General features: G+C 59.5%; 15 protein-coding genes. 7 read left to right on the top strand and 8 right to left on the bottom strand.

Translation table 11 applies throughout. From position 1 onward, the window contains the following. Nucleotides 1-98: 98 nt before the first annotated feature. Nucleotides 99-587 carry a glutathione peroxidase gene (locus tag FFH21_RS05470; RefSeq protein WP_002552206.1) on the bottom strand — a complete coding sequence of 163 codons (489 nt, stop codon included), beginning with the start codon at nt 585-587 and terminating at the stop codon, nt 99-101. A 132-nt stretch (nt 588-719) separates the two neighbouring features. Next, a complete protein-coding gene (locus FFH21_RS05465; protein WP_011167881.1) occupies nt 720-1,205 on the bottom strand; it encodes a peptidylprolyl isomerase in 486 nt (161 codons plus the stop codon). 14 nt (nt 1,206-1,219) lie between these two features. On the opposite strand from FFH21_RS05465, the gene FFH21_RS05460 reads away from it, so the two are divergent. The 3 genes from FFH21_RS05460 (at nt 1,220) to FFH21_RS05450 (ending at nt 4,662) form a co-directional block, all read left to right on the top strand. Then, the gene (locus tag FFH21_RS05460) at nt 1,220-1,525 is read left to right on the top strand and encodes a DUF3565 domain-containing protein (RefSeq protein WP_011167880.1); all 306 of its coding nucleotides are present in this window, start codon (nt 1,220-1,222) and stop codon (nt 1,523-1,525) included. A gap of 77 nt (nt 1,526-1,602) precedes the next feature. Further along, complete coding sequence (gene pta / locus FFH21_RS05455; protein WP_002552203.1) at nt 1,603-3,693, top strand: phosphate acetyltransferase; 2,091 nt, start codon at nt 1,603-1,605, stop codon at nt 3,691-3,693. A gap of 63 nt (nt 3,694-3,756) precedes the next feature. Continuing rightward, nucleotides 3,757-4,662, top strand: coding sequence for an acyltransferase (locus tag FFH21_RS05450; protein WP_011167879.1), 906 nt, complete (start codon nt 3,757-3,759; stop codon nt 4,660-4,662). 140 nt (nt 4,663-4,802) lie between these two features. Here the strand turns inward: FFH21_RS05450 and FFH21_RS05445 are convergent, their stop codons facing one another. From FFH21_RS05445 to rutR, 6 genes are all read right to left on the bottom strand, one after another. Beyond that, nucleotides 4,803-5,492 (bottom strand): OmpA family protein, encoded by a 690-nt coding sequence (locus FFH21_RS05445; RefSeq protein WP_005733218.1) that lies wholly within the window; start codon nt 5,490-5,492, stop codon nt 4,803-4,805. Between the two features lie 113 nt (nt 5,493-5,605). Next, on the bottom strand, nt 5,606-6,532 hold the full coding sequence (locus tag FFH21_RS05440; protein ID WP_011167878.1) for an ABC transporter permease: 927 nt from the start codon (nt 6,530-6,532) through the stop codon (nt 5,606-5,608). Further along, nucleotides 6,532-7,647, bottom strand: a complete 1,116-nt coding sequence (locus FFH21_RS05435; RefSeq protein ID WP_011167877.1) for an ABC transporter permease — start codon at nt 7,645-7,647, stop codon at nt 6,532-6,534. Before FFH21_RS05435 ends, FFH21_RS05440 begins: the two co-directional genes overlap by 1 nt. Beyond that, nucleotides 7,640-9,148 carry an ABC transporter ATP-binding protein gene (locus tag FFH21_RS05430; protein WP_011167876.1) on the bottom strand — a complete coding sequence of 503 codons (1,509 nt, stop codon included), beginning with the start codon at nt 9,146-9,148 and terminating at the stop codon, nt 7,640-7,642. Before FFH21_RS05430 ends, FFH21_RS05435 begins: the two co-directional genes overlap by 8 nt. Then, nucleotides 9,145-10,236 carry a BMP family ABC transporter substrate-binding protein gene (locus FFH21_RS05425; protein ID WP_011167875.1) on the bottom strand — a complete coding sequence of 364 codons (1,092 nt, stop codon included), beginning with the start codon at nt 10,234-10,236 and terminating at the stop codon, nt 9,145-9,147. Before FFH21_RS05425 ends, FFH21_RS05430 begins: the two co-directional genes overlap by 4 nt. Nucleotides 10,237-10,457: 221 nt before the next feature. Beyond that, a complete protein-coding gene (gene rutR, locus FFH21_RS05420) occupies nt 10,458-11,186 on the bottom strand; it encodes a pyrimidine utilization regulatory protein R (RefSeq protein WP_041924456.1) in 729 nt (242 codons plus the stop codon). 270 nt (nt 11,187-11,456) lie between these two features. Between rutR and rutA the strand changes: the two genes are divergently transcribed. The 4 genes from rutA to rutD are packed head-to-tail and all read left to right on the top strand — an operon-like array spanning nt 11,457 to nt 14,494. Beyond that, a complete protein-coding gene (rutA, locus tag FFH21_RS05415) occupies nt 11,457-12,539 on the top strand; it encodes a pyrimidine utilization protein A (protein ID WP_002552196.1) in 1,083 nt (360 codons plus the stop codon). Continuing rightward, nucleotides 12,539-13,276, top strand: coding sequence for a pyrimidine utilization protein B (gene rutB / locus FFH21_RS05410; RefSeq protein ID WP_011167873.1), 738 nt, complete (start codon nt 12,539-12,541; stop codon nt 13,274-13,276). The genes rutA and rutB overlap by 1 nt, the downstream gene beginning before the upstream one ends. A 10-nt stretch (nt 13,277-13,286) precedes the next feature. Continuing rightward, on the top strand, nt 13,287-13,670 hold the full coding sequence (gene rutC, locus FFH21_RS05405) for a pyrimidine utilization protein C (RefSeq protein ID WP_002552194.1): 384 nt from the start codon (nt 13,287-13,289) through the stop codon (nt 13,668-13,670). A gap of 44 nt (nt 13,671-13,714) precedes the next feature. Then, nucleotides 13,715-14,494, top strand: a complete 780-nt coding sequence (rutD, locus tag FFH21_RS05400) for a pyrimidine utilization protein D (RefSeq protein WP_054073186.1) — start codon at nt 13,715-13,717, stop codon at nt 14,492-14,494. Nucleotides 14,495-14,497: the final 3 nt, after the last annotated feature.

Below are 14,497 nucleotides of genomic sequence, written 5' to 3'. Positions count from 1 at the left end.
CCAGTACTATTGATTTGGCTGATTTGAGTGCAAAAGCCGCCAAGGCGCAAGACAGCCGGGCGAGCACACGCTAACCCGGTGCTACCTCGACGAGGTGATCAGCTTTGTGCCAAGGCCTTTTCAATGGCCTGAATCACTGCGGGATCATCCGGTGCGGTACGCGGAGAGAAACGCGCGCTCACGCCACCGTTCTTGCCGACCAGAAACTTTTCGAAATTCCAGGTGATATCCCCGGGAAACTCGGCGCCTTCGCCAGCCAGCAGGCGATAAAGCGAATGCCGGTCAGGGCCATTGACGTCGAGTTTTTCACCCAGCGTAAAGGTCACGCCGTAATTGAGTTCGCAAAATTCGGCGATCTCTTTTTCGCTGCCCGGTTCCTGCCCGGCAAACTGGTTGCACGGCAGCCCGAGAATCTCCAGGCCCTTGTCCTTGTATTGCTGATAGAGGTTTTCAAGTGCTGCGTATTGCGGTGTCAGCCCGCATTTGGACGCGACGTTGACCACCAGAACCACTTTGTTCTTGAAACCCGCCATCGGCAGTTCCTGACCACCCAGCGCTTTCAATTTGATGTCGTGAAAAGCACTCATGAGAACCCCTTTTGAAACAAGTAACCCAAAGCCACAACCTGAAAAAAGGCACCGTGACCGCACGCGTAACGAAAGTCGTCATCGCAGAACAGCCAGGGCGCCTTTTCAGTGACCTGAGCTTAGCAGCACAAATCAGTGTTGATGACCGCCTTCACCGTGAACATGGCCGTGAGCCATTTCTTCTTCACTGGCATCGCGGATAGCCACAACCTTTACGTCGAAGTTCAGGCGCTGGCCCGCGAGCGGGTGGTTGCCGTCAACAGTAACGTCATCGCCGTCCAGATCGCGGATGGTCACGATCTGCATGCCGCCGTCCGGACCGGATGCGTGGAACTGCATGCCGACTTCGAGTTTGTCGACACCTTCGAACATGCTGGCGCTCAGGGTGCTGACCAGTTCGGCGGAGTATTCACCATAGGCATCTTCCGGCTCGACGGCTACCTTCAGCTCGTCACCGACGTCCTTGCCTTCCAGCGCCTTTTCCAGGCCCGGGATGATGTTGCCTGCACCTTGCAGGTAAACCAGCGGCGCACCACCGGCAGAGCTGTCGATGACCTCACCAGCGTCGTTGGTCAGGGTATAGTCAATGGAGACAGCCTTATTGGTGGCGATCGGCATGGGGACAAGACCTTTTGCTTAAGATTGAAGAACGAGCAAGTTTAACCAAGCAATCGCCCGAAAGCGAACGCAACTCTGACAAACGGCCCAGAATGGAAGGTTCAACTGTTCTCAACTTGCAACAGGATCAAGAAGGGCACTGGATTGCCCTGCTGTCCTGCGGCCACACTCAGCACCTGCGCCATCAGCCGCCATGGCAGTCGCGAGCCTGGGTTCTTGACCCGATAAAACGCCAACAGATGACAGGTCAGGCCTTTCGCTGCGGCTGGTGTGCTAACGCCGCAGATAACGATAGTCTTGCCGCAGAGAAATCGCGTTAGACGATTTCCGGACTTTTTTGGTCAGCAGCTGTTCCCTATGTGCTGCGACCCTTGCACTGCTCAATCGAGAAGCCAGTATGCAGACTTTTTTTATCGCCCCCACTGACTTCGGCGTGGGGTTGACCTCTATCAGCCTGGGCCTGGTGCGCACACTGGAGCGCGCAGGCTTGAAAGTAGGTTTTTTCAAACCGATTGCCCAGCCGCACCCCGGCGATCTGGGCCCCGAGCGCTCGACTGAACTGATGGCCCGCACCCACGGCCTGAAGCCGCCCAAGCCTCTGGGGCTGGCGCATGTCGAGCGCATGCTCGGCGATGGTCAACTGGATGAACTGCTCGAAGAGATCATCAATCTTTATCAACAGGCAGCTGTCGGCAAGGACGTGCTGGTGGTCGAAGGCATGGTCCCGACCCGCAGCGCGAGCTATGCCGCGCGGGTCAATCTGCATCTGGCCAAGAGCCTGGATGCTGACGTCATTCTGGTCTCTGCCCCGGAAAACGAAGTGCTTGCAGAGCTGTCGGGCAGGGTCGAATTGCAGGCCCAGCTGTTTGGTGGCCCCAAGGACCCGAAGGTGCTGGGTGTGATACTCAACAAGGTGCGCACCGAAGAGAGCATGGAAGTCTTCTCTTCTCGCCTGAAAGAGCACTCTCCACTGCTGCGCAGTGGCGATTTCCGACTGCTGGGCTGCATTCCCTATCGTGCTGAACTCAATGCCCCGCGCACTCGTGATGTGGCCGAATTGCTGGGCGCGCAGGTACTCAACGCAGGCGATTACGATCAGCGGCGCATGTCCAGAATCATTATCTGTGCCCGAACGGTGCTCAATACCGTTCCACTGCTCAAGCCGGGCGTGTTGGTCGTGACGCCGGGCGACCGTGACGACATCATTCTGGCAGTGAGCCTGGCCGCAATAAATGGCGTACCGCTGGCGGGCCTGTTGCTGACCAGCGATACCGTGCCCGACCCGCGCATCATGGAACTGTGCCGAGGTGCATTCCAGGCCGGTCTGCCTGTGCTGTCGGTCAGCAGCGGTTCCTATGACACGGCAAACCGGCTCAATCAGTTAAACAAGGAAATCCCCATCGATGACCGCGAGCGCGCGGAAAACATCACCGATTTCGTGGCCGGCCATCTGGACGCCGGCTGGCTGCACCAGCGCTGCGGAACACCCCGCGAGTTGCGCCTGTCGCCTGCCGTGTTTCGCTATCAACTGATCCAGCGAGCGCAGGCAGCCAACAAGCGTATTGTCCTGCCCGAAGGCAACGAACCGCTGACCATTCAGGCGGCAGCCATCTGCCAGGCGCGCGGTATCGCGCGCTGTGTGTTACTGGCCAGACCCGAGGAGGTGCAGGCCGTGGCTCAGGCACACGGTATCGAGCTGCCACCGGGGCTGGAGATTCTTGACCCGGAGCTGATTCGCGAGCGCTATGTTGCGCCAATGGTGGAACTGCGCAAAAACAAAAGCCTGAACGCGCCCATGGCCGAGCAACAGCTCGAAGACCCGGTGGTCATCGGCACCGTAATGCTGGCGCTGGACGAAGTCGACGGGCTGGTATCGGGCGTCATTCACTCCACCGCCAACACCATCCGGCCTGCCCTGCAACTGATCAAGACCGCGCCGGGCTGCACGCTGGTGTCTTCGGTATTTTTCATGCTGTTCCCCGAGCAGGTGCTGATGTACGGCGACTGCATCATGAACCCGCATCCGAGTGCCAGCGAGCTGTCCGAGATCGCCTTGCAAAGCGCCGACTCAGCCACTGCGTTCGGCATTTCGCCACGGGTAGCGATGATCAGCTATTCCAGCGGCAACTCGGCCAGCGGCGAAGAAGTGGAGAAGGTCCGCGAAGCAACGCAACTGGCACGGGAAACCCGGCGCGATCTATTGATCGACGGGCCGCTGCAGTATGATGCGGCCGCCAACGAACATGTCGCCCGACAGCTGGCTCCGGACAGCCCGGTGGCAGGACGTGCCAACGTGTTCGTGTTCCCGGACCTCAATACTGGCAATACCACTTACAAGGCGGTGCAACGCAGTGCCGACTGTGTAAGCCTTGGCCCGATGCTGCAAGGCCTGCGCAAGCCGGTGAACGACCTGCCACGTGGCGCACAGGTGGATGACATCGTCTATACCATCGCACTGACGGCGATACAGGCCGACACGCTGTCCTGATGCCTACTCATGATGCCGCAGACCCATCTGCGGCTTCCGACAACTTCCGGAGCCATCTCCTTCATGGATTTCCTGCCTGCCCCGTTGCGCGGCGTCATCGCATCGCTGTTATTGGCGCTGAACACCATCGTCTGTTGCACGGTGCTGTTCGCGGTCACGATCCTCAAGATTTGCCTGCCCTTCTCTGCGGCACAGCGCTTTACCGACTGGCTGATGAGCCACATCCATGAAACCTGGATCGGCAACAACAATGCCTGGATCAAGCTGCTCTGCCACACCCGCTGGCACCTGAGCGGGCTGGAAGGGCTCGATTACAAACACTCGTATCTGGTCACCAGCAATCACCAGAGCTGGGTCGACATCATGGTCTTGCAATACGTGCTCAACCGGCGCATTCGTCCGTTGAAATTCTTCCTCAAGCAGGAGTTGATCTGGGTCCCGATCATCGGTCTGGCGTGGTGGGCGTTGGGTTTTCCGTTCATGAAGCGTTACTCCAAGGCGTACCTTGCGAAACACCCGGAAAAGAAAGGCAAGGATCTGGAAACCACCCGCCGCACCTGCGCGAAGTTTCGTCACAACCCGGTGGGGATTTTCAACTTCGCAGAAGGCACGCGCTTCACCGCCGGTAAGCACGCGCAGCAGAACTCGCCCTTCCGCCACTTGCTCAAACCCAAGGCTGGCGGCATTGCCTTCGTGCTCGATGCGATGGGCGAACAGCTGGAGTCGATCATCAACGTGACCATCCACTACCCGGGCGGGCAACCCGGCTACTGGGACCTGTTGTGCGGCAATGTGAGGGAAGTGGTTGCCCACTTCGAAGAGATCAAAATCCCGCAGCAGTTTCTCGGCAGGAACTACGACCAGGACGACGAGTACCGCCTGGAATTCCAGCAGTGGATCAATGCGCTATGGGAAGAAAAAGACCGGCTGCTGGACAGCCTGCATGAGCAGTATCCAGCGCAGCATTGATAGTGACTCGTGGGAGCGAGCTTGCTCGCGAAGAGGCCATAAAGGCCGACGCAAAACTAGCGTTTTAGCCATCGCCTTCGCGAGCAAGCTCGCTCCCACTTTGCCCCGCATTCAACCAACCCGCGACGCAACGTTGTTGATCAGTACTGCTGACCCGGAATCGGCTTGAGGTTGACCTCTACGCGGCGGTTCTGGGCGCGGCCATTGACATCGGCGTTGCTGGCAATCGGTTGGTCGGGGCCCGCGCCGCGCACTGACAGGTGCGATTGATCAACGCCCTGCGAAGTCAGGTAAGTCGCAACGCTTTGTGCGCGCTGCTGCGACAGGTCCATGTTGTGCTGGCGGCTGCCGGTGCTGTCGGTGTAACCGACGATTTCAATGTTGTTCTGGTTGAACTGCTTGAGTGAATTCGCCAGGTTGTTGAGCGGCGAATAGAAGCTGCTGGCGATTGCCGAAGAGTCCGTTGCGAACGTGATGTTACCCGGCATGATCAGTTTGATCTGGTCACCCTGACGCTGCACCTCGACGCCAGTATTGGCCATGCTCGCGCGCAATGCTGCTTCCTGCTTGTCTGCGTAATAGCCATACCCCGCCGATGCAGCGCCCGCAACGGCAGCACCAATCAATGCGCCCTTGCCACGATGATTGTGGTCGATGGCGGCACCTGCTACTGCACCGGCCAATGCGCCGAGTCCGCCGTACTTGGCTGTTTTGCTCATGCCACCGGAGCTTTGCGCCTGGCCTTGATTGTCATAGGGATTGGATGTTGCACAGCCCGACAGCATGGCTACGGCGGTGGCAACAATGATCAAACGACGCGAGGTAAACATTCAGGAGCTCCTGGTTTTGACGAACGCTGGTAACCGGATTAGAGCATGCCGGCTGTCAAAAATTCCTTAACCCCTGCTGAACCGCCCGTATTACGGCGCTTGACGTGTTTTGCTCAGCGTCGTTCCTCACGAATATAAGGCTCGCCCAACGCACCCGGCTGACTGCTGGATTGACGCTTGCCGCTTGCCACCCAGACCATCACCAACAACGTGACCTCGTAGGGCGTCATCAAGACGAAATACTGAGGCAGGCGCACCCCCGTGGCCGCCAATTGCGGAATCAGCGCCTCGATGCCACCGAACAGCAAAGCACCGGCCAACGCACGCCAGGGCGACCAGCGAGCGAAGATCACCAGTGAAACCGCAATCCAGCCGCGTCCGCCTGTCATGTCCGCGATCCACATCTTGGTACTGAGTACGGCAATGAAGCCGCCCGCCAGCCCCATCAATGCAGAACCGGCGACAATCGCCGCCAGGCGGTAACCCAACACAGAAATGCCTGCGGCATCGGCGGCCTGCGGGTTCTCGCCAACCGCCCGCAAACGCAGCCCGGTTCGGGAGCGGTCAAGCAGCCAGACCACCGCAATGAAAATCACCACGGTCAAATACACCAGTGGGTTCTGAACAAACACCCTGCCCACCACCGGCAGCTCGGACAAAGGCCACAGTTCCAACGCCTGCAAGCCGCTGACTGGCCGGTTGGTCCAGCCAAGCAGCGTACCCAGCAGCCCGGTCAAACCCTGACAGAAGAACACCAGCGCCAGGCCGGCAATCACCTGATTGATCCGCAGCACCAACACCATCAGCGCAAACAGCAACGAAACCAGACCTGCCGCCACCATCGACGCCAGCAGCGAAAGACCAGGCGAGCCCAGGCTCAACTGCATACCGATGCCCGCCAATGCGCCGACCAGCATCAGCCCCTCGACGCCCAGCGCCAGTACACCGCTGCGCTCGATGAGGATCAGGCCCAGTGCGGCCAGCGCAAACGGCACGGCGAAATCCGGTGCGCTGCCCAACCAGTGGGAAATAAGCTCCATCAACGTTCTCCTGCCTGAATGCGCCGCAGGCGATGGCGGATGAAAAAGTCCGACGACGCGACGCAAATCACCAGGATTGCCTGGATCAGTTGCACCATCGAAAACGGAATCTGATAGAACACCTGCAGGTTGCGCCCGGCCACGAACAGCATGGCGATCAGCAGCGCGACCACGGTGGCGGCCACCGGGTTATTGCGGGCCAGAAAGGCGATGAGAATCCCGGAAAAACCGTATCCCTGATAGAACGACTGGGTAAGGCGCCCTTCCTGCCCGGACGTCACAACGAAACCTGCGAGCCCTGCCAGTGCACCTGAAAGCAGCACAGTGCCGATAATCATCTTGCGCACCGGCACACCCACAGCCCCGGCGACCTTCGGGTTGGCATCGACGAAGCGCAGGTACAGCCCGGCCCGCGAGACGCCGACAAACCACAGGGTCAGGCCGGTGACCAATAGCGCCAAGGGGATCGCTGCGTTATACCCCGCAAACAGATCAGGCAAACGCTCAAAGCTTTGAAACGCAGGCGAGTAGGGAAAGTTGTCTCGCGGGTCCTTCCAACTGCCATAAACCAGATGCAGAAGGAAGTTGGCGGCGATGTAATTGAGCATCAGGGTCGAGATGATCTCGTTGACCTGCCACTTGAGCTTCAACAGCACCGGCCCCAGGCTCCACAGCAACCCGCAGATCACAGCCGCCGCCATCATCAGCGGCAGGCGCAGAACTTCCGACCCCACCTGGAACAGCGAAATCGCCGTGGCACCAATCGCTCCCCAGATCATCTGGCCCTCCAGCCCCAGGTTCCAGAAGCGCGCACGAAACGCCATGCACCCGGCCAGGCCGACCATAATCATCGGCGACGCCTGAAACAGCACAGCCTTGAAGTTTTGGGCATCGAACACCGTTTGAACGACGAATTCGTTGAGCAACTCGTCAGCAGGCACCCCGGCAAGAATCAGGATAGTGGTACAGATCGCCAGGCCGACCAGCAACGCCAGGGCTATGATCAGCGCCTGCAAGGGCCAGCCAGTCTGCTGACGAAGTTCCAGCGTGTAGCGGCGCGACAGCAACGGTTGGCGTGCCGGAGCAGTCTGTTGCAATGCAGTTGTGTCACTCATGGCTCACCATCGCTTTGCCGATAGCCTGACGGTCAGCGGGGTAATCGAACTCGGCGACAATACGCCCGCCGTTCATTACGCCGATACGGTCAGCCAGGCTCAATACTTCGTCCAGGTCTTCGCTGATCACCAGCACCGCAGCGCCTGCATCGCGTGCCGCGCGCAGGCGGGCATGCACCGCCTGTGTGGCACGAACGTCCAGGCCACGGCTCGGGCTATGCACCAGCACCAATTGCGGGTCGCGGCTGAATTCACGGGCGATCACCAGTTTCTGTGCGTTGCCGCCCGACAGCAGTGCAGCTTTCTGGTCGAGAGAGCGCACGCCCTGCACATCGAAGTCCGCCACTGCGCGTTGCGCGTCCTGTTTCAGGCGCTTGTAGCCCAGACGCCAGAAAGAACCGTATTGCCCGCTATGGATGTTGCCGATGCCGAAGTTCTCGGCCACCGACAGCGACCCGGCCAGCGCCGCGCCGTAGCGGTCCGCCGGGATGGAAGCGATGCGCAGTTGCCGACGCTGATCAGCTGACGCACTGCGCAGGTCGCCAAAAGAGGCCATGTGGATTTCGCCCTCGGTGGCCTGCGGCAGCCCCATCAATGCGTTGGCCAGTTCGGCCTGACCATTACCGCCAACGCCTGCAATACCGTAGATCTGCCCGGCGTGCAGGGTCATGTTCACACCGTTGAGTGCGCCGTCGACGCTGCGCAAATCGCGTACCTGTAAACGCACCTCACCAGGCATTGCGCAATGATGTTCTGCGACCGGCACCGACTCGCCCACGGTCAGTTGCACCAGTTGCTCGACACTCACCTTCTGCGGGTCAACAGTCTGCACGGTGCGCCCGCCGCGCATCACGGTCACACGGTCGACATAGCGTTTGACGTCGGCCATCTTGTGCGTCACCAGAATCACCGCAGCGCCCTGCCGCGCAAAGGCCTGAACGGTCAGCAGCAAACGTTCGGCCTCCTGATCGGTCAGGACTGCGGTCGGCTCATCAAGGATCAGAATGCGCGCACCGGCCAGCAGCACCTTGAGAATCTCGACGCGCTGCTGCTCGGCAACCGACAGGCTGTCGACGGTCCGGGCAGGGTCAATCGCAAACCCCAGTTCGTCCGCCTTGCTGACAATCTCTTGCTCCAGCGCACGCAGACGCTTTCGATAGCTGCCTTCGCCCGGTTGCTCGGGCAGTGCCAACAGAATGTTCTGCGCCACTGTAAAGGGCTTCACCAGCTTGAAGTGCTGGTGAAACATGCCAATCCGGTAACGGCTGGCGTCCCTGGGCCCCTGAAGCTGAACCGGGTTGTCGTCCAGCAGCAGCGTGCCGGTTTCCGGTGCGTACAGCCCGGCTGCAATGTTCATCAGCGATGACTTGCCTGCACCGTTCTCGCCCAGCAACGCATGCACTTCGCCCCAACAGGCGGTGAAGTCGGCATCGATCAGCGCCTTGAAGCCATCGAACGATTTACTGATGCCAGTGAGTTGCAGCGCGTTGACCTGACTCATTGCTGAGTCTTCACGCCTTCGACAAACCAGTCCATTTTCCACAGATCCGGGTCAGACAATTGCTGACCGGCCGCAACTCGCTCCTTGCCGTCACGGTCCGCCAGCGGTCCGCTGTAGATGATTTTCCTGCCTGCCAGCAGTTCGTCACGCTCGGCCATGATCTTCTTGCGATTGTCTTCCGAAATGATCGGGTCTTTGCTCAGCGTGATATCGGTGCCGCCCTGCTGCATCGACAGCAGTGCACCGTTGGCGGGCGGGGTCCAGTTGCCCGCGATGACCTTTTTGAGCTCTGGCCCCAGGAAGCGGTCCCAGACCCACAACGAGGAACAGACGGTTGCCTTGGGGGCAAACTCGCTCAGATCCCGATGGTGGCCGGTGCCATGAATGCCGCGCTCCTGAGCGACGATCTGCGGTGTCGGGCTGTCGACGTGCTGGCCGACCACATTGACGCCGTTGTCGATCAATGCCATGGTTGCCGCGCGCTCCTTGACCGGGTCATTCCAGGCGCCGGTATAAACCACAGTGACGGTGGCTTTCGGATTGATCTGCCGGGCACCCAATTCGTAGGCGTTGATGGTCCAGTTGACCTGGCCGAACGGGTTGGCGGCGACGAAGCCCAGCTTGCCGGTTTTCGACGCAGCACCAGCGGCCATGCCGCACAGGTACTGGCTCTCGTAGGTACGGCCATAAAACGATTCGAGGTTCGCCGCGTTGGTGGTGCCCGAGCCGTTCAGGAACGCGACATCAGGATATTTTTTTGCCAGCGCAAGGAAGGTGTCTGAGTAACCGAATGCAGTACCGACGATGATATTGGCTCCGCGCGCGATGAGCCGGTCGACCACTGGGGTAATGGCAGCGGCGTTCTCGGGCACGCTTTCAACGAACTGGATTTTTGTGTCCAGATCCTTCTCAAGCTTCACGCGCGCCTCATCGAATGCCTGAGTCCAGCCGCCATCATTGCGCGGGCTGATGTAGACCATGGCGATTTTCGCAGGTCCCTTCAGGGTCAAGCCCTCGGCCTGAGCGAAGCCGGCGGCCCCGAACGCTACAGCCGCACACAATGTCCCGGGCAACAGTTTCTTGTACATAGACGTTTTCCTGATGGTAATGGCCGATGAGGGCAGCACGTGGCCGACTCTCAGGCCGTAGCAGCATCCATGCCACTACCGGGAAAACGCTATGGAACAACGGCCTGACTCGATTTCACCGCGCAGAACAGATCAAATGGTCTGAATCAGAGCACTTGGTTTGTGCATGACCTGCATTCACTGCGCGTCCAGGGTGCGCGTGTCGGGGCCCGCGCAATTTTTCAGGCAGTACGCGGCAGGATGCCGTCCATGATCATGCTGCGCAGGCTCGCCAGCACTTCTTCGAAAAACACCGGGTCGTCCAGCGTCTTGCCGGTCACGGCCTCGACCTGAGTGCGGAAATCGGCGTAATGCTGAGTGGTCGCCCACAGGGTGAAAATCAGATGGTGCGGGTTGATCGGGGCCAACTGGCCGCTGTCGATCCAGTGCTGAATGACTGCCACCTTGGCCTGCACCGTGTCGCGCAACGGGTGCTGCAACTCGCCCTGAATCAGCGGCGCGCCCTGCATCACTTCCATACAGAACAGCCGTGATTCGGCCGGGTGATCACGGGACATTTCCAGTTTGGCCTTGATGTAGGCGCCGATAGCCTGCACCGGCTCCTTGTCGGCAGTGAAATGCACCAGCGGGCTCAGCCAGACTTCAAGCAACTGACGCAGTACGTTGAGGTACAGATCATCCTTGCTGCTGAAGTAATACAGCAGGTTGGTCTTGGAAACATCCGCCAGGCTCGCGACCTGATCCAGGCTGCTGCCGTGCACGCCATAGCGGGAAAATATCTCCAGCGCCGCATCGAGAATCAGCGTGCGCTTGCCTTCCATCAGGCGCATGCGCCGCTTCAGTGAAGTAGCGCTGGGCTCGCGAGTGGTCTTGACCACGGTTTCGGGCTTGACCTTGCGTCCGCGCTTGCTCGCGGGCTCCGTCACAGGAGGTTTCTTGTTCACGCACATCCATCCAGTGATGCCGAAATGAGCGGGCATCTTAACGGGCGCAGCTGTTTTGTCGATATGGGTTACCCAGCCGGTCGACTCTGCCCCATCTGCGTGCGCCCTGCACAAACCAAGTGCTCTGATTCAGACCAAATGGTCTGCAAAAAATGAATTTTATTTGTAAGCAATTGAATAAAAACAATAAAAATTTATGGCCCGCTTAATGCAATGGCGAATTAAGAGATGAATCAAGTGCTCTGGCACGCATCGACCAACGCAGAGAGGCCTTATATGGACATCGGTATCTTCATCCCCATCGGCAACAACGGCTGGCTGATTTCCAGCAACGCACCGCAGTACATGCCGACTTTCGAGCTGAACAAACAGATCGTGCAGACGGCCGAGGGCTACGGTTTCGACTTTGCGTTATCGATGATCAAACTGCGCGGCTTCGGCGGCAAGACAGAGTTCTGGGAGCACAACCTGGAGTCCTTCACGCTGATGGCGGGTCTGGCGGCAGTGACCAGCAAGATCCAGCTGTTCGCCACCGTGGCCACTCTGACCATTCCACCTGCCATCGCGGCACGCATGGCCTCGACCATCGATTCGATCTCCAACGGCCGCTTCGGGATCAACCTGGTCACCGGCTGGCAGAAACCCGAATACGAGCAGATGGGCCTGTGGCCCGGCGATGAGTTCTTCCATACCCGCTATGAATACCTGGCCGAATACGCCCAGGTTCTGCGCGACCTGTGGGCCACCGGCAGCAGTGATTTCAAGGGCGAGCATTTCAGCATGCAGGACTGCCGCGTCAGCCCTCGTCCAAAGGCCGACATGAAGCTGATCTGCGCCGGTCAAAGCGAAGCAGGCATGGCTTTCTCAGCGCAGTACGCCGATTACAACTTCTGCTTCGGCAAGGGCGTGAACACCCCTACTGCGTTTGCGCCCACCGCACAGAAACTGATCGAAGCCAACGAAAAGACCGGCCGCAACGTTACCTCCTGCGTGCTGTTCATGATCATCGCCGACGATACCGATGAAGCGGCAAGGGCTCGCTGGGAGCACATCAAGGACGGTGCCGACGAAGAGGCCATCGCCTGGTTGAGCGAGAAGGGCTCGGCGGATAAGAGCGCCGGTTCGAACCTGCGGCAGATGGCCGACCCGACCTCGGCGGTCAACATCAACATGGGCACGCTGGTCGGCTCTTGGGCCACCGTGGCGCGAATGCTCGATGAAGTCGCCAGTGTGCCGGGGACTCAGGGCGTGATGCTGACCTTCGATGACTTCGTGAAAGGCGTCGAGGATTTCGGCGAGAAAATCCAGCCGCTGATGACCAGTCGCAAGCACATCGCGCAGCTCAAGGAGGTGGTCTGATGAATGCTTCGGCAACTGTCGCAGGCGTCGACCTGCCGGACGGGCAACCCGCCCGTGTGCTGCACGCCCGTCCCGAGCCGCTGCGCATGAAACCCGGCGAAACAGCGCTGGTGGTCGTCGACATGCAGAACGCCTACGCATCGCTGGGGGGTTATCTGGACCTTGCCGGGTTCGATGTCAGCAGTACCGGGCCGGTTATCGTCAATATCAACAAGGCTTGTGCCGCAGCGCGTGCAGCAGGCATCCCGGTGATATTTTTCCAGAATGGCTGGGACCCGGCCTATGTCGAGGCGGGAGGGCCCGGCTCGCCGAACTGGCATAAGTCCAATGCCCTGAAAACCATGCGCAAGCGCCCGGAGCTCGAAGGGCAACTGCTGGCCAAAGGCGGATGGGACTATCAACTGGTCGATGAACTCAAGCCACAGCCTGGCGACATTGTGGTGCCGAAAATCCGTTACAGCGGCTTCTTCAATTCCAGTTTTGACAGCGTGTTGCGCAGCCGCGGCATTCGTAACCTGGTATTCACCGGCATCGCCACCAATGTGTGCGTTGAATCCACCCTGCGTGACGGTTTCCACCTGGAGTACTTCGGCGTAGTGCTGGCCGATGCAACCCATCAGGCAGGCCCCGACTTCGCTCAGCAAGCTGCGCTATTCAACATCGAAACCTTCTTCGGCTGGATTTCCAGCGTCGATGACTTCTGCACCACCTTCAGCCCTGTCGGGCAACCCTCGTGAGGACATACGCATGACCAAGAAAGCGATTATTCCTGCTGGCACCACCAAGCCCATTGCTCCGTTCGTGCCGGGCTCCATGGCCGATGGCGTGCTCTACGTTTCGGGCACGTTACCGTTCGACAAGGACAACAACGTGGTGCACGTCGGCGATGCGACCGCCCAGACCCGTCATGTGCTGGAAACCATCAAAAGCGTGGTCGAAACCGCTGGCGGGACAATGGACGATGTCACCTTCAACATGATCATGATTCGCGACTGGGCCGATTACGCCAAGGTCAACGAGGTGTACGCCGAATACTTCGCGGGCGAGAAACCGGCCCGTTACTGCATCCAGTGCGGCCTGGTGAAACCCGAGGCCCTGATCGAGATCGCCAGCATCGCCCACATTGGCTGAGCACTGACTTAAAAACCGACCTGAAGCCCACCCGGAGAACGTGCATGTTTCATGAAATTCATCGATGTCAGCATGCCGATGCGCCCCTGTTGGTGCTCAGTTCCGGGTTGGGCGGATCCAGCCGTTACTGGGCGGATGACCTGGCGGCGCTGACCCGCGACCATGACGTACTGGTCTACGATCACGCTGGGACTGGACGCAGCCCTGCGGATTTGCCGGCAGACTATTCGATCCGCCATATGGCCATGGAATTGCTGACCCTGCTCGACTCGCTCGGTATCCAGCGTTGCCATTTCATGGGCCATGCGCTGGGCGGGCTGGTGGGCCTGGAGATTGCGCTGTTGCGCCCCGAATTGTTGCAAAGTCATGTGCTGATCAATGCGTGGAGCAGCCCCAACCCACACAGCGCGCGCTGCTTTTCAGTGCGCAAAAAACTGCTGTTGAACAGCGGGCCGGACGCCTACGTGCAAGCGCAGGCACTGTTTCTGTACCCGGCAGACTGGATCGCCGCCAACGGTGCCCGGCTGGCCGATGACGAGGCCCATGCGCTGGCGCATTTTCCCGGCACCGACAACCTGCTGCGACGTATTCATGCACTGCAAACCTTCGACGTTGAGGCAAGTCTGGCTCGTATCCAGACGCCGACCCTGCTGATTGCCAACCGCGACGACATGCTGGTGCCCTGGCAACAATCGCAACATCTCGCCGAGGCACTGCCCAACGCCAGGCTGGTGCTGCTGGAATATGGCGGCCACGCCTCGAACATCACCGACCCATTGCCCTTCCAACGCACCCTGCTCGACTTTCTCAACGCACAGACCTGAAAG

Origin of the sequence: Pseudomonas sp. KBS0707, assembly GCF_005937945.2 — a bacterium.
In the GTDB taxonomy this organism is placed as follows: domain Bacteria; phylum Pseudomonadota; class Gammaproteobacteria; order Pseudomonadales; family Pseudomonadaceae; genus Aquipseudomonas; species Aquipseudomonas amygdali.
This window is presented reverse-complemented; position numbering and strand designations above follow the sequence as displayed.